Origin of the sequence: Modestobacter sp. L9-4, from assembly GCF_019112525.1 — a bacterium.
In the GTDB taxonomy this organism is placed as follows: Bacteria; Actinomycetota; Actinomycetes; order Mycobacteriales; family Geodermatophilaceae; genus Modestobacter.
This window is the reverse complement of sequence record NZ_CP077800.1, coordinates 1,857,148-1,877,864: the sequence shown is the minus strand read 5'-3', so window position 1 is coordinate 1,877,864 and position 20,717 is coordinate 1,857,148. Positions and strand designations below refer to the sequence as shown.

The 20,717-nt window shown below is 74.0% G+C and carries 23 protein-coding genes and 1 tRNA gene; 12 read left to right on the top strand and 12 right to left on the bottom strand.

Going from position 1 to position 20,717, the window contains the following annotated elements:
- Nucleotides 1-31: 31 nt before the first annotated feature.
- From KUM42_RS08825 to KUM42_RS08800, 7 genes are all read right to left on the bottom strand, one after another.
- Nucleotides 32-217: a hypothetical protein gene (locus KUM42_RS08825; protein WP_237496387.1), complete on the bottom strand. Its 186-nt coding sequence runs from the start codon at nucleotides 215-217 to the stop codon at nucleotides 32-34.
- A gap of 88 nt (nucleotides 218-305) precedes the next feature.
- Entirely contained in the window at nucleotides 306-725 is a 420-nt protein-coding gene (locus tag KUM42_RS08820; RefSeq protein ID WP_237496386.1) for a hypothetical protein, read from the bottom strand.
- Nucleotides 726-792: 67 nt separating this feature from the next.
- Nucleotides 793-1,419 (bottom strand): TetR/AcrR family transcriptional regulator, encoded by a 627-nt coding sequence (locus tag KUM42_RS08815; RefSeq protein ID WP_237496385.1) that lies wholly within the window; start codon nucleotides 1,417-1,419, stop codon nucleotides 793-795.
- 201 nt (nucleotides 1,420-1,620) lie between these two features.
- On the bottom strand, nucleotides 1,621-1,749 hold the full coding sequence (locus KUM42_RS20125; RefSeq protein WP_255557567.1) for a hypothetical protein: 129 nt from the start codon (nucleotides 1,747-1,749) through the stop codon (nucleotides 1,621-1,623).
- A 387-nt stretch (nucleotides 1,750-2,136) separates the two neighbouring features.
- The gene (locus KUM42_RS08810) at nucleotides 2,137-2,310 is read right to left on the bottom strand and encodes a hypothetical protein (protein WP_237496384.1); all 174 of its coding nucleotides are present in this window, start codon (nucleotides 2,308-2,310) and stop codon (nucleotides 2,137-2,139) included.
- A 56-nt stretch (nucleotides 2,311-2,366) separates the two neighbouring features.
- Nucleotides 2,367-3,287: a ribokinase gene (locus tag KUM42_RS08805; protein ID WP_237496383.1), complete on the bottom strand. Its 921-nt coding sequence runs from the start codon at nucleotides 3,285-3,287 to the stop codon at nucleotides 2,367-2,369.
- A gap of 34 nt (nucleotides 3,288-3,321) precedes the next feature.
- The gene (locus tag KUM42_RS08800; protein WP_237496382.1) at nucleotides 3,322-3,891 is read right to left on the bottom strand and encodes a DUF6328 family protein; all 570 of its coding nucleotides are present in this window, start codon (nucleotides 3,889-3,891) and stop codon (nucleotides 3,322-3,324) included.
- Nucleotides 3,892-3,940: 49 nt separating this feature from the next.
- On the opposite strand from KUM42_RS08800, the gene KUM42_RS08795 reads away from it, so the two are divergent.
- The 4 genes from KUM42_RS08795 to fdhA all read left to right on the top strand — a co-directional run bounded on the left by KUM42_RS08795 (nucleotide 3,941) and on the right by fdhA (nucleotide 7,417).
- Nucleotides 3,941-4,288 carry a DUF3140 domain-containing protein gene (locus tag KUM42_RS08795; protein ID WP_237496381.1) on the top strand — a complete coding sequence of 116 codons (348 nt, stop codon included), beginning with the start codon at nucleotides 3,941-3,943 and terminating at the stop codon, nucleotides 4,286-4,288.
- 10 nt (nucleotides 4,289-4,298) lie between these two features.
- Entirely contained in the window at nucleotides 4,299-5,039 is a 741-nt protein-coding gene (locus KUM42_RS08790; protein ID WP_237496380.1) for a methyltransferase domain-containing protein, read from the top strand.
- A complete protein-coding gene (locus tag KUM42_RS08785) occupies nucleotides 5,036-6,064 on the top strand; it encodes a type III polyketide synthase (RefSeq protein ID WP_237496379.1) in 1,029 nt (342 codons plus the stop codon). Before KUM42_RS08790 ends, KUM42_RS08785 begins: the two co-directional genes overlap by 4 nt.
- A gap of 129 nt (nucleotides 6,065-6,193) precedes the next feature.
- Nucleotides 6,194-7,417: a formaldehyde dehydrogenase, glutathione-independent gene (gene fdhA, locus KUM42_RS08780; RefSeq protein ID WP_237496378.1), complete on the top strand. Its 1,224-nt coding sequence runs from the start codon at nucleotides 6,194-6,196 to the stop codon at nucleotides 7,415-7,417.
- 64 nt (nucleotides 7,418-7,481) lie between these two features.
- Here the strand turns inward: fdhA and KUM42_RS08775 are convergent, their stop codons facing one another.
- Nucleotides 7,482-8,027, bottom strand: a complete 546-nt coding sequence (locus KUM42_RS08775) for a GNAT family N-acetyltransferase (protein WP_237496377.1) — start codon at nucleotides 8,025-8,027, stop codon at nucleotides 7,482-7,484.
- Between the two features lie 308 nt (nucleotides 8,028-8,335).
- Between KUM42_RS08775 and KUM42_RS08770 the strand changes: the two genes are divergently transcribed.
- The 5 genes from KUM42_RS08770 to KUM42_RS08750 are packed head-to-tail and all read left to right on the top strand — an operon-like array spanning nucleotide 8,336 to nucleotide 13,880.
- Nucleotides 8,336-9,112: an ATP-binding cassette domain-containing protein gene (locus KUM42_RS08770; RefSeq protein ID WP_237496376.1), complete on the top strand. Its 777-nt coding sequence runs from the start codon at nucleotides 8,336-8,338 to the stop codon at nucleotides 9,110-9,112.
- Complete coding sequence (locus tag KUM42_RS08765; protein ID WP_237496375.1) at nucleotides 9,109-10,137, top strand: ABC transporter permease; 1,029 nt, start codon at nucleotides 9,109-9,111, stop codon at nucleotides 10,135-10,137. Before KUM42_RS08770 ends, KUM42_RS08765 begins: the two co-directional genes overlap by 4 nt.
- 38 nt (nucleotides 10,138-10,175) lie before the next feature.
- Nucleotides 10,176-11,168, top strand: coding sequence for an ABC transporter substrate-binding protein (locus tag KUM42_RS08760; RefSeq protein WP_237496374.1), 993 nt, complete (start codon nucleotides 10,176-10,178; stop codon nucleotides 11,166-11,168).
- A 1-nt stretch (nucleotide 11,169) separates the two neighbouring features.
- A complete protein-coding gene (locus KUM42_RS08755; protein WP_237496373.1) occupies nucleotides 11,170-12,816 on the top strand; it encodes a glycoside hydrolase family 13 protein in 1,647 nt (548 codons plus the stop codon).
- Nucleotides 12,813-13,880 carry a CDP-glycerol glycerophosphotransferase family protein gene (locus tag KUM42_RS08750; protein ID WP_237496372.1) on the top strand — a complete coding sequence of 356 codons (1,068 nt, stop codon included), beginning with the start codon at nucleotides 12,813-12,815 and terminating at the stop codon, nucleotides 13,878-13,880. Before KUM42_RS08755 ends, KUM42_RS08750 begins: the two co-directional genes overlap by 4 nt.
- Before the next feature lie 22 nt (nucleotides 13,881-13,902).
- Here KUM42_RS08750 and KUM42_RS08745 read toward each other — a convergent pair.
- Nucleotides 13,903-13,973 (bottom strand) — tRNA-Gly (locus KUM42_RS08745).
- Between the two features lie 112 nt (nucleotides 13,974-14,085).
- Here KUM42_RS08745 and dcd point away from each other — a divergent pair.
- On the top strand, nucleotides 14,086-14,682 hold the full coding sequence (dcd, locus tag KUM42_RS08740; RefSeq protein WP_237496371.1) for a dCTP deaminase: 597 nt from the start codon (nucleotides 14,086-14,088) through the stop codon (nucleotides 14,680-14,682).
- Nucleotides 14,683-14,755: 73 nt separating this feature from the next.
- Nucleotides 14,756-15,529 carry a methylase gene (locus KUM42_RS08735; protein ID WP_237496370.1) on the top strand — a complete coding sequence of 258 codons (774 nt, stop codon included), beginning with the start codon at nucleotides 14,756-14,758 and terminating at the stop codon, nucleotides 15,527-15,529.
- Here KUM42_RS08735 and KUM42_RS08730 read toward each other — a convergent pair whose 3' ends face one another.
- The 3 genes from KUM42_RS08730 to KUM42_RS08720 are packed head-to-tail and all read right to left on the bottom strand — an operon-like array spanning nucleotide 15,530 to nucleotide 18,455.
- Complete coding sequence (locus KUM42_RS08730; RefSeq protein ID WP_237496369.1) at nucleotides 15,530-16,828, bottom strand: MFS transporter; 1,299 nt, start codon at nucleotides 16,826-16,828, stop codon at nucleotides 15,530-15,532.
- Between the two features lie 50 nt (nucleotides 16,829-16,878).
- Entirely contained in the window at nucleotides 16,879-17,844 is a 966-nt protein-coding gene (locus KUM42_RS08725) for a DUF389 domain-containing protein (RefSeq protein ID WP_237496368.1), read from the bottom strand.
- A gap of 50 nt (nucleotides 17,845-17,894) precedes the next feature.
- Nucleotides 17,895-18,455 carry a hypothetical protein gene (locus tag KUM42_RS08720; protein ID WP_237496367.1) on the bottom strand — a complete coding sequence of 187 codons (561 nt, stop codon included), beginning with the start codon at nucleotides 18,453-18,455 and terminating at the stop codon, nucleotides 17,895-17,897.
- Nucleotides 18,456-18,667: 212 nt separating this feature from the next.
- On the opposite strand from KUM42_RS08720, the gene dnaK reads away from it, so the two are divergent.
- Nucleotides 18,668-20,545, top strand: coding sequence for a molecular chaperone DnaK (gene dnaK / locus KUM42_RS08715; protein ID WP_237496366.1), 1,878 nt, complete (start codon nucleotides 18,668-18,670; stop codon nucleotides 20,543-20,545).
- Nucleotides 20,546-20,717: the final 172 nt, after the last annotated feature.

The following is a 20,717-nucleotide window of genomic DNA, read 5'->3' as shown; positions in this document are numbered from 1 at the left end:
CCGGCGAGCCTAGCCGCGGCGGGCGGGGCGCTCAGGAGTTGCCGGGACGGGTGACCTCGTCGTCGCGCTGGGCCTCGTCGTCGGTGAGCAGCACGGTGTCCTGCTCACCGCCGTCGGGGCGGTCGTTGCCCGGGGTACCGTCGACCAGGTTCTCCTCCGACGGGCCGGTGCCGCTCTCCAGGGCCTCGCCGTAGCCGGTGCCGTTGCCTTCGGTCATGTCGCTCCTCCAGGAGTCCAGTGGTCGAGCGAGTGCCGACGTCGTCCTCCGGCCTTGCCCGGGGACGGGGCGGACCATGCGCCGCCGGTCAGTCCAGCGCCGGACCGGCCTCGTGCCGGGGGTGGCCGACGGTGCGCTCGCGCTGCTTCATCCGTGCCTCGAGGACGTGCCGGTCCCCGCCGGACAGCTGGTCGCGGGCCTGCTGGTCGGCCTCGCGGAAGGCCGACCAGTAGCTGGCGTCGAAGTCCTCGACGATCTGGAAGGTCCACCGGTCGGCGATCACGTTGCGGCCGACGAGGTCGCGCTCGAGGGAGTCGGCGAGCTCGGTCTGCCCGGTCGCGCGGAAGCCCTCGACGGCCTCCTGCAGCAGCCGGTCGGCCTTGCCGGTGAGCTGGTGGAACCCGTAGAGCAGACCGCGGGCCTGCTCGACGGTCTCCAGGGACTCCGAGAGCTTGCCGAGGGCGGAGACGACGTCGTCGTGAAGGTCGGGGCGGGAACGGTCGGTCACGGACCCATCGTGCGGTCCGCGCCGCCGTCCCGCACGGCGTCCCCGTCGGCCGGTGAGGGCCGGTCCGTCAGCGGCCGGCGACGGCTGCGTCGATGAGCCGCTCGGCGAGCCGGCGGCCGTGCGAGGCAGGCCCGTCGGGGCCGAGCAGCCCACCGGAGAGCTGCATCCCGTCGATGATCAGGTGCACCTCGGCGGCGAGGTCCTCGGCGGAGTCGGGGACGAGCTCGCCGGCCAGCGTGAGCAGCCGCATGTGCAGCTCGTACTTGTAGTCGGCGGCGGCGCTGCGGGCCGGGTGCTGCGGGTCGTCGTACTCGCTGCTGACGTTGGTGAACGGGCAGCCGCGGAAGCCGGCGCGGGTGACGTCCCGCTCGACGACGTCGACCACCGACAGCAGCGCGGCACGCGGGTCGCCCTGCAGCCGGATCAGCTCGGCGTCGATCTCGGACAGCACCGTGGCGGCCTTGCGCGAGAGGTAGGCGCCGACCAGCTCGTCCTTGCTCCGGAAGAGCCGGTAGACGGTCATCTTGCCCAGCCCGGTCTCCCGGACGAGCTCGTCCATCCCGACGCTGCGCGAGCTGCGCGCGGAGAACAGGCGCTCGGCGGTGTCCAGGACGATCTCCTGTCGCTCGGCGCGCGAGCGGCGGGCCGGGGCGGCGTCCTCGGTGAGGTGCAGAGGCAGTGCAGCGGCAGTCACCAGGCGATCGTGCAGCACCCCGTGACGGAGCGGTTCGCGGCACGCCGACGTGTCGGACCGACTGCGTGCCGTCACCGGTACAGGTGGGATGACCTGGGGTTTCGGGTGTTCAGTGGGGCGGGTGTGACGCTCCGGCGACCTGCCCCGGGACGCCGGCCGACGGGTGCCGGCGGCGGTCCTGGGGCGGCCGGGACGGGTGGGTCAGGCGCGCCGCGTGCGACGGGGGTTGGCCAGCATCCGGGACACCGCACCCGCCGTCGGCTGCTGCTCGTCCTCCGTGGGACGGCTCGTGGTCTTCGGGTCCGTCCGGTCGTCCTGGTCCTGGGGCATGGGGTCCACCTTCCCTGGTCGTCTCCGGGAGCGGTACCGCTCGGGGCGGCTGCACCCCTCCGGGTGATGAGACGTCTATCACGAATCGTCCACACCGGCCAGGTGGACCGGCAGTGCCCGGACGAGCAGCGTGCCCTCGCCCCGGCGGCGGAGGCGTGGGACCGTCGGGTGGTGAGCAGCCCCGATCCGGACCCGGCACCGGCCGCTGGACGTGCCGTCGAGCCGGCGCGGGTCACGCGCCGCGGGCAGCTCCGGCCGGGTGGTCCCGCGGTGCGGCCACCGACGGCCCCACCGCGCCGTCGTCCCGACCGGCCGGCGCCGGCCGAGCCCACCGCTCCGGACGCCGCCGCACCCGGTGCGGCGGCGCCTCCGGAGGAGCAGTGAGCCTCAGGCGCCGCTGATGCGGCTGTCGGGGTCGACGCCCTCGGCAGCGGCGGCCTCGGCGCCCTCGGCCGGCTGGCCCGCGTGCGGCGTGCGTCCGGTCTCGGCGACGTCGTCGGACGCCGGCTGACCCTCGGCGGGCTCTTCGGAGTGCGGGGTGCGTCCTGTGCTCTCGGTCATGCCGCCCTCCTGCCCCGCGCCGTCGACCGGCAACCATCGGCGGCCGGCGGTGGCCCTCAGCCGACGGCGGTGGCCGCCGGCGTGCGGGGCAGCAGCGCGCGGACCGCGTCGTCGTCAGGCAGTGCACCGCGGGCGCCGGCCCCGGTGGTCGACAGCGCGGCCGCGGTGACCGCGTAGCGCACGGCGTCGGCCAGTGGTCGGCCCCGGTCGAGCGCGCTGCTCAGCGCCCCGCAGAAGCAGTCGCCGGCGCCGGTGGTGTCGACCGGCGTCACCGGCGGTGGGGGCTGCAGCAGCGCCGGGCCCTCGCCCGGGACCACCAGCGCGCCCCGCTCGCCGAGGGTGACCACCACCGACGGCGCCAGGCCGCGGGCCAGGTCGGCCAGCTCGGCCGGGCTGCGCCCGGCGGGCTCGGCGCCGGCGAGGCGCACCAGCTCGTGCTCGTTGGGCACCAGGACGTCGACCTGGGCGAGCAGGTCGTCGGGCAGCGCCTGGGGAGGTGCGGGGTTGAGCACCACGGTGCCGCGGGTCGCGGCGGCCGCGGCCAGCACGGTGGCCAGCGGGACCTCCAGCTGCAGCAGCAGCACCCCGGCCCGGTGCACCGACTCGACGTCGACGTCGGCGGCGGTGAGCCGGGCGTTGGCCCCGGGCACCACCACGATCAGGTTCTCGCCACCGGTGGCCTCCACCGGGATGGTCGCCGTCCCGGTCGGGGCGCCGTCGGTGCGCTGCACCCGGCCCACGTTCACCCCGGCGTCGGCGAGTGCGGCCAGCTGCCGGCCGGCCGCGGGGTCGGCCCCGACCCGGCCGACCATGTGCACGCCGGCGCCCAGCCGGCCCGCCGCGGCGGCCTGGTTGGCGCCCTTGCCGCCGGGCAGCACGGCGACGTCCGAGCCGATCACGGTCTCGCCGCGGCCGGGCAGGCGGTCCACGGTCACCACGACGTCCTCGTTGAGGCTGCCGACCACGGTCACGGACACGAGTGCCTCCTGCTGATCACCACGGGCGCGGAGCCTACGGGCGCGGCTCCTCGTCCCCCGCGGGCTCGGTGCCCGGGCCGCGCCGTCGCTGGCTGACGGGCAGGACGTACCAGAGGACGACGCCGAACGCCGCGACGACGACGGCGCCGGCCACCGCGGACGGGCGGCCCAGCGCGACGTCGAGGACCAGCAGGGTGGCGCTGGTGATGGCCAGCAGGAGCAGGGCCAGCCCGGTGCGCAGCAGCCGGTCGGCCACGGCCACCAGCGCGGCCTTCCGGTGCCGCCGGAACACCAGCCGGTGGAAGGACACCGGGGCGATGAGCGTCAGCGTGGCCAGCGCCGTCGACAGCAGGGTGACCGTGTAGACGGCCACCCCGACCTCGTCGAGCTGGTCGAACCTGGCCTGGAACGGCAGCGTCAGCAGGAAGGCGAAGAGCAGCTGCACGCCGGTGAAGGCGACCCGCAGCTCCTGCAGCAGCTCGGAGAGGTTGCGGTCCAGCACCTGGTCCGGGGTCTCGCCGCGGCGCTCGGCGGTGCGCTGCACGAGCTCGCCGTACCGGCGGGTGCTCGCCGCGCCGGCCCCGGCCGCTCGTTTCCCGACCACCCGACCGCGGTACCCGGGGACTCCACGACCTGACACACGGAGGCCCGACATGTCCGGAGCGGACGCCGACAGCGACACGATCCGCCGCGAGTTCGGCGAGGCGGTGAACATGACCGCCGGTGAGCTGGAGAAGTGGCTGGGCACGGACGAGTCGCAGTCCGTCGGCCAGAAGAAGGACGGGGCCGCGGAGTCCACCGGTCACGAGTCCGGACGCCGGATCGTCGAGCTGCTGCACACCAAGAAGGCCGACCTCACCGACGACGACCTGGCGCACATGCGCAAGGTGCACGGCTACGTGCAGCGGCACCTGGCGCAGGAGCCCGAGCACGAGGACGTCGAGACCTCGAAGTGGCGGTACAGCCTGATGAACTGGGGCCACGACCCGCTGAAGAAGTAGCGTCGCGGCGGTGCAGCTCAACGACCCGGCGCAGTACGACGAGCTGGCCGACCAGTGGTGGGACCCCCAGGGCGCCTTCGCGATGCTGCACTGGCTGGCGGCCTCCCGCGCCGGGCACGTCCCGCCGGCGTCCCGGCCCGGTGCGCTGCTGGTCGACCTGGCCTGCGGCGGCGGGCTCATGGCCCCGCACGTGGCGCGGCTGGGCTACCGGCACGTCGGGGTCGACATCGGGCTGACCGGGCTGCGCACCGCCCGCGACCACGGGGTGACCGTGGTCCGGGGGTCCGCGCTCGCGGTGCCGCTGGCCGACGGGGTGGCCGACGTGGTCACCGCGGGGGAGGTCCTGGAGCACGTCGAGGACCCCGGGCAGGTGCTCGCCGAGAGCGCGCGGCTGCTGCGGCCCGGCGGCGTCCTCGTCCTGGACTCCATCGCCGCCACCCGGACGGCCGGGCTGGTCGCGGTGCGGGTCGCCGAGCGGCTGCCCGGCGGCCCGCCACCGGGCATCCACGACCCGGCGCTGTTCGTCGACCGCGGCGACCTGCTGGCCACCGCCGCCCGCGTGGGCCTGGACCTGCGGCTGGTGGGCCTGCGGCCGTCGGTGCGGGACCTGGTGGCGTGGCGGCGCGGCCGGCGCGACGTCGTCCGGCTGCGCGCGATGCCCTACAGCGGGGTCCTGTTCGCCGGCTACGGCACCAAGCGGGGCACGACCGAGCGGCACACCGCCGGGACCGCACGTACGGTCGGCGCATGAGCGGAGCGGTGATCACCGGCGCGGGGCACGCGCTCCCGGCCACGTACACCCAGCGCGACGTGTGGGACGGGTTCTTCGCCGAGCAGTACGCCGGCGTGCGCGCCGCCGAGCGCGTGTTCATGGCCGCCGGCGTCGAGAGCCGGCACGCGGTCGCCTACCCGGTCGACGAGGACCTCACCCAGTGGGGCACCGGCGCCCGGATGGAGCGCTACATCACCGAGGCCGTGCCGCTGGGCAAGCAGTCCGTCGCCGGTGCCCTGGACGCCGCCGGTCTCGCCCCGGGCGACGTCGGGATGTTCGCCGTGGCCACCTGCACCGGCTACGCGACCCCCGGGCTGGACATCCGGCTGGCCAGCGACCTCGGCATGCCGCTGGACCTGCAGCGGCTGATGGTCGGGCACATGGGCTGCTACGCCGCGCTCCCGGGGCTGGGGGCGGTGGGCGACTACGTGGCGGCCCGGTCCCGCCCCGCGGTGCTGCTGTGCCTGGAGCTGACCAGCCTGCACGTGCAGCCGGCCCTGCCCGAGCTCGAGCAGGTCGTCACGCACTCGCTGTTCAGCGACGCCTCCGCCGCCGTGGTCGTCGAGCCCGGTGCCGGGCGCGGCCGCCGGATCGCCGCGACGGTCGCCCGCACCGACTTCGCCACCGCCGACCACATGACCTGGGACGTCACCGACCTGGGCTTCCTCATGGGGCTGTCGCCGCGGGTGCCCGACGTCCTCGGCCGGCACGTCGGCGGCGTGGTGGAGGAGCTGCTGGCCACCGCCGGTCTGCGCATCGAGGACGTCGCCGGCTGGGCCGTGCACCCCGGTGGGCCGCGGATCCTCGACGTCGTCCGGGACACCCTGGGGCTGGCCGAGGAGGAGATGAGCGCCTCGCGGACGGTGCTTGCCGAGCACGGCAACTGCTCGTCGGCCACCGTGCTGCTCGTGCTGGAGGAGCTCGGCGACGTCGACGGCCCGGTCGTGGCGCTGGCCTTCGGCCCCGGCCTGACCCTCTACGCGACCCTGCTGCTGCCGGCCTGAACTCACAGGTCGGCCGGGGGCGCGGCGCCGGGTGATCGGGAGCACACTCGGGTCACATGCCCTCCGGCGCATGCACCGCCGGGTGAGTTCCCCGGCCCGGCGGCGTTCCCAGGACAGAGGAGCTCCCCGATGGCTGGCAACAGAGGCGTTGCGTACATCGAGCCCGGCAAGGTCGAGGTCCACGAGACCGACTACCCCAAGCTGGAACTGCTGGACGGCCCGGGTGTGAACCCGGCGAACGTGGGTCGTAAGCTCAACCACGGCGTGATCCTCAAGGTGGTCACGACCAACATCTGCGGCAGCGACCAGCACATGGTCCGCGGCCGCACCACCGCACCGCCGAACCTGGTGCTGGGCCACGAGATCCTCGGCGAGGTCGTCGAGAAGGGCCCGGACGTCGAGTTCATCGAGGTCGGCGACATCTGCTCCGTGCCGTTCAACATCGCCTGCGGGCGCTGTCGCAACTGCAAGGAGGGCAAGACCGGCATCTGCCTGAACGTGAACCCCGCCCGTCCCGGCGCCGCCTACGGCTACGTGGACATGGGCGGCTGGGTCGGCGGGCAGGCCGAGTACGTCACGGTGCCCTACGCCGACTGGAACCTGCTGAAGTTCCCCGACCGGGACCAGGCGCTGGCCAAGGTGCTGGACCTGACGATGCTGTCGGACATCTTCCCGACCGGCTTCCACGGTGCGGTCACCGCGGGCGTCAAGCCCGGGTCGACGGTGTACATCGCCGGTGCCGGCCCCGTCGGGCTGGCCGCGGCGGTCGGTGCGCAGCTGCTCGGTGCCGCCGTCGTCATCGTCTCCGACCTCAACGAGGACCGGCTGGCCCAGGCCCGCAGCTTCGGCTGCGAGACCGTCGACGTGTCCAAGGGCGCCCCGCAGGACCAGATCGAGCAGATCCTGGGCGTCCCCGAGGTCGACGCCGCCGTCGACGCGGTGGGCTTCGAGGCCCGCGGCCACGGTGAGGGCGCGGGCAAGGAGGCCCCGGCCACGGTGCTGAACTCGCTGATGGAGATCACCGCCGCCGGCGGCGCGATCGGCATCCCCGGGCTCTACGTCACCGGCGACCCCGGCGGCATCGACGAGGCGGCCAAGGTCGGCGCGCTGTCGCTGTCCCTGGGCACCGGCTGGGCGAAGTCGATCTCCTTCACCACCGGTCAGTGCCCGGTCATGCGCTACAACCGCCAGCTGATGATGGCGATCCTGCACGACAAGGTGCAGATCGCGAAGGCGGTCAACGCCACGACCATCCCGCTGGACCAGGCGCCGCAGGCCTACGCCGAGTTCGACCAGGGCGCGGCGAAGAAGTACGTGATCGACCCGCACGGCATGGTCCCGAACGCCGCATGACGTCCCGCGCCGTCCACGTGCCGAACGGTGCGTGGACGGCGCGGCCCGGCGCCGGGCCCCGGTGTCACCAGAGCTCGCCGCGGCGCCAGTCGCAGACCAGTCGCGCGGCGGTGTCCAGCCCCGGTGGCGTCTCGGGTGTGGGCAGCACGAACACCGCCTCGTCCGGGGTGGGGACGACGCCGTCCGGGGTGAGCGCGGCCAGCGGACCGGTCCACGGCAGCCAGCCCCGCGCCGCGTAGAGACCCCGGCCGTCCTCGCTGGCCGACAGCGCGCCGAGCTCGTACCCGCCGGTCACCAGCCGCTCGACCTCGGTCATCACCGCGGTGCCCACGCCCTGCCGGCGCCGCGCCGCAGCCGTGGCGACGGCCTCGACGAACCCGGCCCGCACCGTGTCCGGGCCGGCGACGAGTTGCCGCTGGACGACCGAGGCGTGCCCGGCCAGCTCGCCGTCGACCGTGGCGAGCACGTGCACCCCGCCGAGGGCGTGCGACCAGCTCTCGTCGCCGAACCGGCCGCCGTACGCGGCGACCAGGAACGCGCGCAGGGTCGCCCGTCCGGTCGCGTCGAGGTCGGCGGTCGGCAGGGAGCGCACGTCGAGGGCCGGGGTCACCGGTCCACCCTCGCCCACGGCAGGTCGGGTCGCAGCCCGGCGCGGTGGTCGCTGACCTGCACGGACGAGGGGCGCACCGCCGGAGCGGGGCCGGCCGCCCGGTGCGCACGACCCCCGCCGGACCTCCGGGCGGCCACATTCGGTTGCCTGCGACATACTTCTGCTCACCGGTTCGCGGACGGGCGCTCAGCCCTGCCCGGGTGCCGGTGACCCGCTACGGTCGGCTGACCGGCGCCACCCGAGCACGAACGACGCCCTGCTGGAGGCCCCTCTGTGACACCGCCCCATCGCATCCACCCGCAGTCCGCATGAGCGTCGTGCTCGAGGCACGCGGCGTGGTCAAGTCCTTCGGCCACGTGGAGGTCCTGCGCGAGGTCGACTTCACCGCCCGCGCCGGCGAGGTGACCGCGCTGATCGGCGACAACGGCGCCGGCAAGAGCACCCTGATCAAGATCCTGTCCGGTGCCCTGCAGCGCGACGGCGGTGAGGTGCTGATCGACGGGAAGCCGGTGCAGATGGCCTCCCCCACCCGCGCCCGCGAGCTCGGCATCGAGACCGTCTACCAGGACCTGGCGCTGGCTCCCGAGCTCGGCCCTGCCGAGAACGCCTTCGCCGGACGCGAGCTGCTCCGGCCCGGGCTGGCCGGCAAGCTGCGGATGCTGGACAAGAAGACGATGCGCGCCCGCGCCGAGGAGGCCTTCACCTCCATGGGCACCGACGTGAAGGACCTCGACGCACCCGTCGGGGCGCTGTCCGGCGGTCAGCGCCAGAGCGTGGCGATCTGCCGCGCGGTCATGTGGGCCAAGCGGGTCGTGATCATGGACGAGCCCACCGCCGCCCTCGGCGTGCGCCAGACCGGCAAGGTCATCGAGCTCGTGCGCCGCGTGGCCAGCACCGGCGTCGCCGTCGTGCTGATCACCCACAACATGCCCGAGGTGCTCGAGGCCGCCGACAGCGTGCAGGTGCTGCGGCTGGGCCGTCGGGTCGCCGACCTGCAGGCCAAGGACTCCACCGTCGAGCAGCTCGTCGGTGCCATGACCGGCGCCCTGGACGTCCGGGCCGACCCCCCGGGAGAGCACCGGTGACCGCGATCGACCCGGCCAAGACCCCTGACGCCGCCCGCACCGGCACCACCGCGAAGGGCCGCCGCTGGCGGCGCGTGCTGGCCTCCTCGCCGGCCTACATGACCGCCGTCCTGCTGGTGCTGGTGCTGGTGTTCTCCTTCGCCGCGCCGAACTCCTTCCCGACCCCGGTCACCCTGCGCAACGTGCTCACCGACATGGCGGTCCTGCTCGTCATGGCCGTCGGCGCGACGTTCGTGCTGGTCGCCGCCGGGTTCGACATCTCGATCGGCTCCGTGCTCGTCTTCTCCGGCGTCTGCGCCGCGAAGGTCATGGAGACCCAGGGCGGTGACGGCCCCGGCACCGTCGTGCTGGGTGCGGTGACGGCCCTGGTCGCGGGCGCGGCGTGGGGCGCGATCAACGGGCTGGTCATCTCCAAGCTCAAGGTGCCCGCACTGATCACCACGCTGGGCTCCATGGGCGCCGCCCTGGGTGCCGCGCTCCTGATCAGCAACGGCACCGACGTGCGCACCGTGCCCAAGGCGCTCATCGGCGTGGCCACCGAACGCCCGCTGGGCGTGAGCTGGCTGGTGTGGGTCGCCGCGCTCGTCGCGGTGATCGGCGGGTTCGTGCTGTCCCAGACCCGGTTCGGGCGGCACACCCAGCTCATCGGCAGCAACGAGGAGTCCGCCCGGCGGGCCGGGGTCGACGTCGACCGGCACACCTTCTGGCTCTACACCGCCAACGGCCTGCTCGCCGGCCTCGCCGGGCTGCTGTCCCTCACCCGCTTCGCCACCACCACGATCAGCGGGCACACCAGTGACGGCCTGGAGGTCATCACCGGCGTCGTGCTCGGTGGCACCAGCCTCTTCGGCGGTGTGGGCACGGTGATCGGCACGGTGATCGGCATGGCCATCCCCACCGTGCTCAACAACGGCTTCATCCAGCTCAACGTCCAGCCGTTCTGGCAGGAGGTGGCCATCGGCATCGTGCTGGTGGTCGCCGTCTACCTCGACCAGCTCAAGCGTCGCCGACGCGACCAGGTCTGACCCTCACCCGCACGCCCCCTCGAACACCTGGAGTCCCCGTGCAGCGCACCCCCCTGGCCGCCCTCTTCGCGGCGTCCGCCCTCGTGCTCGCCGCCTGTGGCGGCGACGACTCCGGCAGCGCCGACGCCGCCGGCGGCAGCAGCGGCGCCGGCGACAAGCTCTCCGTCGCCTACGTCCCCGGCCTGACCGGCAACCCCTTCTACAGCACCGTCGGCTGCGGCGGCCGCGACCGGGCCAAGGAGCTCGGCGTGGACTTCAAGGTCCAGGGCTCGCCGACCTTCGACGTCGCCGCACAGACCTCCGTGGTCAACGCGCTCGTCGCCGACAAGCCCGACGCGCTGATGATCTCGGTGACCGACGCGACGGCGATGGCCATCCCGCTCACCGAGGCCAAGGACGCCGGCGTCGACGTCATCACCATCGACGGCGACCTCGAGGACACCTCCATCGGGAAGGCCAACATCCAGTCCGACAACCTGGAGGGCGGCAAGCTCGCCGCTGAGAACCTCGGCAAGCTGCTCAACGGCCAGGGCGAGGTGCTGGCCATCAACCAGTCGCCGGGCAACCCGATCGGCGAGCTGCGCGAGCAGGGCTTCGCCGAGGGCCTCAAGGCCTTCCCGGGCATCAAGTACCTCGGCGTCCAGTACGACGAGAACGCCACCGCCACCGCGGCATCCATCGCCTCCGGTGCGGCGTCGTCGAACCCGAACCTCAAGGGCATCTACACGATGGCCACCAACAGCACCGAGGGTGCGATCACCGGCGTGCGCGAGGCCGGCCGCACCGGCGACGTGAAGGTCGTCGGCTACGACACCTCCGAGCCGATCATCCAGGCGCTCGAGGACGGCGCGGTCGACGGAATCGTCGTGCAGTACCCGTACCGCGAGGGCGCCCTGGGCGTCGAGGCGGCGCTGGCCCTGTCCAAGGGCGAGGAGGTCCAGCGCAACCAGACCGTGCCGTTCGTCTTCGCGACCCCGGACAACGTCGACACCGACGAGGTCCAGGAGTACCTCTACAAGGTCGACTGCTGACGTGACGTCGCCGACCCCCGCCCCGTGGTGGCGGACCGCCGCGGTCTACCAGGTCCTGCCGCGCAGCTTCGCGGACGGGAACGGGGACGGGGTCGGCGACCTGATCGGCCTGCGGGCCCGGCTGCCGTACCTCGCCGAGCTCGGCGTGGACGCGCTCTGGGTGACGCCCTGGTACCCCTCGCCGATGGTCGACAACGGCTACGACGTGGCCGACTACCGGGACGTCGACCCCGCCCTCGGCGGCCTGGCGGAGGCCGAGGCGTTCGTGCGCGAGGCGCACGACCTGGGCCTGCGGGTGCTGGTCGACATCGTGCCCAACCACACCTCCGACGCCCACGCCTGGTTCCAGGCCGCGCTGGCCGGGGACGCGGCGGCCCGGGCCCGCTACCTGTTCCGCCCGGGCCGGGGCGAGGGCGGTGCGCTGCCGCCCAACGACTGGGAGAGCTGCTTCGGCGGTCCGTCCTGGACGCGCACGATCGACCCCGACGGGCGCCCGGGGGAGTGGTACCTGCACTCCTTCGCCCCCGAGCAGCCCGACCTGGACTGGCGCAACCCCGAGGTGCGCGCCGAGTTCCTCGACGTGCTGCGGTTCTGGTTCGACCGCGGCGTCGACGGCTTCCGGGTGGACGTCGCCCACGGGCTGGTCAAGGAGGCCGGGCTGCCCGACGGCCTGGGCCGGGACCGCCGTACCGAGGAGCACCCGGGCTGGGACCAGGACGAGGTGCACGAGGTCTACCGCGCGTGGCGCGAGGTGGCCGACGCCTACGACCCGCCGCGGGTCTTCGTGGCCGAGGCGTGGGTGGCCCGCCCCGAGCGGCTGCCGATGTACCTGCGGCCCGACGAGCTGCACATGGCCTTCGAGTTCGAGCCGCTGCACGTGGCCTGGCGGGAGGGCCCGTGGCGCCGCGTCATCGAGCGCAGCCTGGCCACCGCCGAGCTCACCGGGGCGCCGAGCGCCTGGGCGCTGACCAACCACGACGTGGTGCGGCAGGTGACGCGCTACGCGCGGTCGCAGTGGCCCGAGCGCGGGACCAACGAGACCGAGCGGGCCCGCTGGGGCAGCGAGGTGCCCGACCTGGCGCTGGGCCGGGCCCGGGCGCGCGCGGCCGCGCTGCTGAGCACGGCGCTGCCCGGGCTGGTCTACGTGTACGAGGGGGAGGAGCTCGGCCTGCAGGAGGTCGAGGACATCCCCTCGGCGCGCCGGCTCGACCCGATCCACGCCCGTTCGGGCGGCCGCGACCCGGGGCGGGACGGCTCCCGGGTGCCGCTGCCCTGGTCGGGGGACTCCCCGCCGTACGGGTTCTCCCCGCCCGGCTCTCCGGAGCCCTGGCTGCCGCAGCCGCCCGGCTGGGGGCCGCTCACCGTCGCGGCGCAGGAGCAGGACCCCGACTCGACGCTGGCGCTGTACCGCCGTGCGCTCGGCCTGCGCCGCACGCTGATGACCGGACCGCTGGAGTGGTGCCCCACCGACGACGGCCTGCTCGCCTTCGCCCGCGGGACGACGGTCGTGTGGGTGAACTTCGGGCCGGACGCCGTGCCGCTGCCGGCCGGGATGCGGATCGCACTCGCCTCCGGTCCCGCACCGGACGGGGTGCTGCCGGTCGACACCGCCGCCTGGCTCGTGCCCGACGAGGAGGACCCCCGGTGAAGGTCGTCTGGAACTCCTTCAACGGCCGCTTCTCGGACAACCCGCGGGCGCTCTACCAGGCGCTGCGGGCCCGCGGCGGCGACGAGCAGCACGTGTGGCTCGCCGACCCCCGGCACGCCGCGGCCTTCCCGGCCGACGCGGTGACCGTGCCGATCGGGACGCCGGCGGCCGTGGCGGCGCTGGAGTCCGCCGACGTCCTGGTGGCCAACACCCACATCCAGCTCGACGAGTGGCGCAAGCGGCCGGGGGCGCGGTACCTGCAGACCTGGCACGGCACGCCGCTCAAGCGGATCCACCGGGACGCTGCCTCGGTGCCCCCGGACGACGTCATGGCCGAGCTCGACGCCGACATCGCCCGCTGGGACTGGTTGGTCACCCCGGGCGGTGAGGGCACCCGGCTGCTGCAGTCGGCCTTCCGGTACGACGGCGCGCTGCTGGAGACCGGCTACCCGCGCAACGACGTCCTGCTCGCCCCCGACGCCGACGCCCGGCGGGCCCGGGTGCGCGCCGACCTCGGCATCGCCGACGGCGCCACCGCCGTCCTCTACGCCCCCACCTACCGGGACGACGAGGCCGTGCCCGGCACGTCCGCCGCGCTGGGGCTGGACGTCGCGGCGCTGGCGGACCGGCTCGGCGAGGGCGCCGTCCTGCTGCTGCGGCTGCACCACTACATGGGCCACCAGCAGCGCCCGGCCGGCGGCGGGCGGGTGCGCGACGTGTCCGGGCACCCGGACATCTCCGACCTGTACCTGGCCGCCGACGTGCTGGTCACCGACTACTCGTCGTCGATGTTCGACTTCGCGGTGACCGGGAAGCCGATCGTGCTCTACGCCTACGACCTCGAGCACTACGAGGGCCGGCTGCGGGGCTTCACCTTCGACCTGCGCACCGGGGCGCCGGGGCCGGTGCTGCGCGACCAGGCCGCGCTGACCGAGGCGTTGCTGGACCTGCCGGCGGTCGCCGCGGCGCACGCGGACGACCACGCCCGCTTCGTCGCACGCTGGTGCGCGCACGAGGACGGCCACGCCAGCGAGCGGGTCATCGCGGCGGTCTGGCCGGGCTGAGGCGCCGGCCGGGGGAGCGGAGAGCGGGTGACGAGAATCGAACTCGCACTGTCAGCTTGGGAAGCTGATGTTCTACCATTGAACTACACCCGCGTCGGGCTCTCGCCCGCGACGGACAGCCTAGCAAGCCGCTGGTCGTCCCCGGGGAGGTCCCTCCTCCGGGCAGGTCAGAGCCCGTGCGCGTCGAGTCCCTAGACTCCGCGCCATGCTGCTGTCCGACCGCGACATCCGGGCCGCGCTGGCCACCGGCCGGCTCGGCATCGAGCCCTACGAGCCGGCGATGGTGCAGCCCTCCAGCATCGACGTCCGGCTGGACCGGTACTTCCGGGTGTTCAACAACGCGCGGTACACCCACATCGACCCCGCGCTGCAGCAGGACGACCTGACCACCGCGGTCGAGCCCAGCGGCGACGACCCGTTCGTACTGCACCCCGGCGAGTTCGTGCTGGGGAGCACGCTGGAGGTCGTGCACGTGCCCGACGACCTGGCCGCGCGACTGGAGGGCAAGTCCTCCCTCGGCCGGCTCGGGCTGCTCACCCACTCCACGGCCGGCTTCGTCGACCCCGGGTTCTCCGGCCACATCACCCTCGAGCTGTCCAACGTGGCGAACCTGCCGATCACACTGTGGCCGGGGATGAAGATCGGTCAGCTGTGCCTGTTCCAGCTCAGCTCGCCGGCCGAGCACCCCTACGGCTCGGCCGTCTACGGCTCCCGCTACCAGGACCAGCGCGGCCCGACGCCGTCCCGGTCGTACCGGAACTTCACCCGCGCGGAGACCCGCCGGGCCGACCCCGCGTCCTGACGCGCAGGCACCGTCCGGATGAACTGTCGTGCACGGCCGGATGACGGGCGCCGGAGCGGGTAGAGCGCTCTCCATGGACCCCCGGGACACCGCTGTTCTGCTGCCCCCGCCGCCCGCCGCGCCCGCCGACGCGGGCTTCTTCGACTGCGCCGAGGAGTCGGCGCACTACGCGTTCTCCGTCCAGCTGCTGCTCACCCAGTACGCCGAGCTGGTGCCCTGGCAGGCCGAGGGCGTGGCCGAGCTGGGCAGCGGCGATGCCCGCGCGATCGGGCACGTGGTGCGTGCAGTGCCGGGCCTGCGGGTGCACGGCACCGACATCAGCCCGACGTCGGTGGAGCGGGCCCGGCAGACCATCGCCGGTCTGGGCGTGACCGACCGTTACGACGTCGAGCTGGGCGACTTCTTCACCTGGGCCGACTCCCCGGCCGGTCGTGACGTCTCCACGGTGATCGCCAACCCGCCCTACATCCCGGCCCCGGACGGCGACATCCGGATGCCGGAGCTCTGGGGTGGCTGGTACGGCAACGACCTGGTGCTCCGGCTGCTCAAGAGCGGCTTCGACCACCTGCTGGTCGCCCTGCCCAGCTACTCCGACCCGGCGGCCACGCTGGCCACGGCCGGCGACCTCGGCTACCGGGTGGCGAACTACCTGGCCATGGGGCTGGAGTTCGGCGCCTACAGCCGCGAGCCCAAGGTCGCCCGGCACATCGCCGCGCTCACCGCCGACGGCCACGGCTGGGCCGGTGACGACTCCTACGTCGTCGCCGTCGCGCTGCTCACCCGCTCACCCGAGCTCCGCCGCGACCGCGCGACCGAGCTGCTGCGGGCCCTGCAGCTGTCGGTCTAGCTACGGGCGGGGACGGACGACGACGGGTGCGTCGGCGCCGGCCACCTCGGTCACCGGGGGCTCGGGCGGGCGCCCGGCGGCCAGGCCCGGCACCTCGTCGTCCACGTAGCGCTCCCGGCAGATGGTCCAGCCGGTGACCAGCAGCAGACCCACGCCGAGGTAGACGATGACGAACATGCCGGTGTACCCGCCGGTGATGCCGCGCAGCAGCCCGACCAGCAGCGGGCCGACGCCGGCCAGGGCGTAGCCCCAGCCCTGCGCCACCGTGGACAGCGCGCTCACCGACTCCGGCGTGCGCCCGCGCAGCCCGAACAGCGCGAGCACCATGGCGAAGGTGCCCATGCCGGTGCCCAGCAGGCAGACCCAGAGCCAGGTCAGCGTCAGCGGCGCGAGCAGCAGCCCGGTCCAGCCGGCCAGGTAGCAGGCCACGAAGCCCAGCAGCATCGGCCGCTGCAGGTGCTGGCGCACCGCCCCCAGCGGGACGACGGCGTTCAGCGGGATGACGATGAGCGCGTTGAGGCCGACCAGGGCGCCGGCCGTGTGCTGCGACATCCCCTGGTCGCGCAGGTACTGGGCCGTCCAGCCCACGATCACGTAGGCCTGCATCGCCTGCAGCCCGAAGAAGGCGGCCATCAGCCAGGCCAGCCGGCTGTGGGTGAGCGCCCGCAGCCGGACGGCGGTGTGGTTGCCCCGCGAGGCGCCCGGGCGGACCGGGACGAACAGCCACGGCAGCGCCGCGACCAGCGCGAACGCCGCCCAGATGCCCAGGCCCCAGCGCCAGCCGTCGACGCCTGCCCGTTCGGCGATCGGCCCGGTCGAGACGCTGGCGACCGCGCCACCGATGGCCAGCGCGGTGCTGTAGGCGCCCACCAGCAGCCCCGTGCGGTCGGGGAACCAGCGCTTGACCAGGCCGGGCAGCAGCACGTTGCCCAGCGCCCCGCCCACCATCGTGGCCACGGTGCCGAGCAGGAACACCCACACGTTCGGCACCGAGACCCGGGCGAGCAGGCCCAGGGTCATCACCGCCAGCGCGGCGGCCAGCACGTGCCCGTCGCGGTACCGGGCGGCCAGCGGCGGGCCGGCGAAGCCGATCAGCGCGAAGCAGATCAGCGGCATGCTGGTGATCAGCCCGGCCAGCCCGGAGCTGATGCCCAGACCGCTCTCGATCTCCTCGAGCACCGGGCCGACGCTGTTGACCGCGGTGCGCAGGTTGAAGCCGGTCAGCACGATCGCCGTCCCGACCAGGAGCAGCCCCCGCCGCGAGGAGGTGGCGGGCGGCGCGGCGGCGGGGCGGGTCACGTCCGGTCATCCTGCTCTGTGCGGGGCCGCCCGATGAGCGCGGGTCCCGGTCAGGACCCGCGCTGCCCCACCCGCTGCAGGCGGGGCGTGGCCTGCGGCACCCGGTGCCACACGGCCCGCTGCAGGGCCAGGGTCACCAGTGCGGCCACGAGGATGCCGGTGACGTTGACCGCCAGCTGGGCCGTCGCCTCGCCGAACTCGCGGGCGTCGCCCAGGGCGAGACCCAGCGCCATGGCTCCGGCGGCGGGCACGGTGGTGACGGAGATGAAGACGCCGACCAGCGCGCCCGAGCGGGCCGAGGTCAGCGACAGCACCCCGGCCACGCCGGCGAGCACCGCGACGACCAGCGACCAGCGGTCGGGGTGGGTGATGAAGTAGGTCGCCGGGCGGTCCTGGGTGAGCAGCTCGGGGCCGAACCAGCCCAGCGCCCGCCCGAGCAGCGCGGCGAGCGTGGTCAGCGCGACCGCCACGGCGAACCCAGCGGCCAGCGTGCCCAGGGCCTGGCGGGTCATCGCCGGCCGCCGGTGCACCAGCCCGACGGCGAGCGCGGCCAGCGGGCCGAACTCCGGGCCCAGCACCATCGCCCCGATCACCAGGACCGCCGAGTCGGTGACGACCGCGACCGCGGCCAGCAGGGTGGCGATGGTCAGGAAGGCGAGGAAGGACACCGACAGCGCGGCGTCGGCCGCCGTCGAGCGGACCACCTGCTCCCAGACCACGGCGTCCGAGCCGTCGCCGGGGGCGCGCTCCTCGGCCTCCTCGGCGCTGCGCGAGACGGCGGCGTCCACCGCCTCCATCGCGATCCCGCCGTCGGCGTCCACGCCCAGGTCGCGCAGGTCGTCGATGAGCGCGTCGGCGGACTCCCGGGCGACGTCGACGAGGAACAGGTCGCCGGCCGGGCGCAGTGCGGCACCGGGGAGGACGGCGAGGTGGGCGACTCCGGGGGAGCCGGCGAACAGGTCGTGGACGGCGCCGGACCGGTCGGCCGGCACCGTCACCCGCAGGTGGAGGAGCACCCGGCCACTGTGCAGGTCCCGGCCGCCAGCGGCAGGGCGGGGCCCTGCCGCTAGCGGGTGCCGGTGACCGTGAGGGTGACCGCGGCGGCCGGTGCCGTCGTGCCGTCGTCGGCCAGCCGGAGCAGTGCCAGCTCGTGCGGCCCGTCGCCGGCCGGTGTGGCCAGCAGCAGCGTCGGGCTCAGGCACTGCTGCAGCCGCAGCGCCGGCCCCGCGTCGGTCTGGGTGTAGGTCACGGTGTTGCCGGCGTCGCCGCGCACCGGGGCGCCGTCCAGGGTGACCACGTAGGCCGTGTCGTCGGGGCCGGTGAGCCGGAACCGCAGCGGCTGCCCGGCGACGACCTGACTGGTCTCCACGGCGATGCGCGGGGTCGCGCAGTCGGCGGTGATCGGCACCTCACCCGCCCCGCGGGTGTTGGCGAAGGCCAGCACGGCCAGCACCACCACCGCGACGGCCAGCCAGGTCCAGTTGCGGCTGCGGCGGATCGTGGGGCGGTCGTCGGCCAGCGCACGCTCGTCGTTGAGGTCCCGCGCGTAGTGCATGCGGGTGCTGCGGTCGGCGGCGGCGCGCTCGTCGTCCCCTCGGCGGCGGACCCCGCCGAACGGCGAGCTCATCGTGGGCCCGGGCGGTCGGTCATGCCCCCAGTGTCGTCGCCGTCGTCCCGGCGGACGGTGCGGCCCGCGACCCGGGAACACGGCGCCGGGGTCTGCCGTTAGGCTGGGCAGGAAAGTTGAGCGGACCCGGCGCAGGGCTCCTGTGAGCCCGCCGGGGTCCCTCGGCTCCTCGATCAGCACCACCCACACAGCGAGCACAGGAGAGGCCTCCCATGGCACGAGCAGTCGGCATCGACCTCGGCACCACGAACTCGGTCGTCGCGGTCCTCGAGGGCGGCGAGCCCACCGTCATCGCCAACGCCGAGGGTGCGCGCACCACCCCCTCGGTCGTGGCCTTCGCCCGCAACGGCGAGGTCCTCGTCGGCCAGTCGGCCAAGAACCAGGCGGTCACCAACGTCGACCGCACGATCCGCAGCGTCAAGCGCGAGATCGGCACCACCTGGAAGACCGGCGACATCGACGGCAAGCAGTACACCCCGCAGGAGATCAGCGCGCGGATCCTGCAGAAGCTCAAGCGGGACGCCGAGACCTACCTGGGCGAGCCGGTCACCGAGGCCGTCATCACCGTCCCGGCCTACTTCGAGGACGCCCAGCGCCAGGCCACCAAGGAGGCCGGTGAGATCGCCGGCCTCAACGTCCTGCGCGTCGTCAACGAGCCCACCGCGGCCGCACTGGCCTACGGCCTGGACAAGGGCGAGACCGAGCAGACCATCCTGGTCTTCGACCTCGGCGGTGGCACGTTCGACGTGTCGCTGCTCGAGATCGGCGACGGCGTCATCGAGGTCAAGTCCACCGCCGGTGACAACAAGCTCGGCGGTGACGACTGGGACGAGCGGATCGTCAAGCACCTGGTGCAGACGTTCAACGTCACCAGCGGTGTCGACCTGTCCAAGGACAAGCTGGCCATGCAGCGCCTCCGCGAGGCCGCGGAGAAGGCCAAGATCGAGCTGTCCGGCGCGCAGTCGACCAACGTCAACCTGCCCTACATCACCGCCGGCGCCGACGGCCCGATGTTCCTGGACATCACGATCACCCGCGCGGAGTTCCAGCGGCTGACCCAGGACCTCCTGGACCGCACCAAGGCCCCGTTCAACCAGGCGATCCGCGACGCCGGCATCAAGGTCGGCGACATCGACCACGTCGTCCTCGTCGGTGGCTCGACCCGCATGCCGGCCGTGTCCGACCTGGTCCGCGAGCTCACCGGGGGCAAGGAGCCCAACAAGGGCGTCAACCCCGACGAGGTCGTCGCCGTGGGCGCCGCGCTGCAGGCCGGTGTCCTCCGCGGTGAGGTCAAGGACGTCCTGCTCCTCGACGTCACCCCGCTGTCCCTGGGCATCGAGACCAAGGGCGGGATCATGACCAAGCTCATCGAGCGCAACACCACGATCCCGACCAAGCGCTCGGAGATCTTCACGACGGCCGACGACAACCAGCCCTCTGTGCAGATCCAGGTCTTCCAGGGCGAGCGCGAGATGGCCTCCTACAACAAGAAGCTCGGCATGTTCGAGCTGACCGGTCTGCCCCCGGCGCCCCGCGGCGTCCCGCAGATCGAGGTGGCCTTCGACATCGACGCCAACGGCATCGTGCACGTCCACGCCAAGGACCTGGGCACCGGCAAGGAGCAGTCGATGACCATCACCGGCGGCTCGGCGCTGCCCAAGGACGACATCGCCCGGATGATGGCCGACGCCGAGGCGCACGCCGAGGAGGACAAGAAGCGTCGCGACGACGCCGAGACCCGCAACCTCGCGGAGTCGCTGCAGTACCAGACGGAGAAGTTCCTCGCGGAGAACGGCGACAAGATCCCCGAGGAGAAGAAGACCGAGCTGGGCGAGGCCCTCGGCGAGCTGCGCGGGGCCCTCGGTGGCTCCGACATCGACGCCATCAAGGCCGCGCAGGAGAAGGTCGCCCGGGTCTCGCAGGAGGTCGGCGGTGCGCTCTACGCGCAGGCGCAGTCCGACGGCGCGTCCGGTCCTGCGGGTGACGCCGGCTTCGACGGCGCCACCGGTCAGGGCTCGACCGGGTCCACCGCCACCGGCTCCGACGACGACGTCGTCGACGCCGAGATCGTGGACGACGACAAGCGCTGACCTCGACGGTCTCCTGCCCGCCACCGGCCCGGGTCCCCGGGTCGGTGGCGGGTGCGGGAGACCATGAGCCAGCAGGACGAGGCGCCGCCGTCCCCCCGGACGGCGGCGCCCGACCCGACCAGCGGCGCGGCCCCGGTGCCCGCTCCCACCCCGCAGGCACCGCGCCCGACCA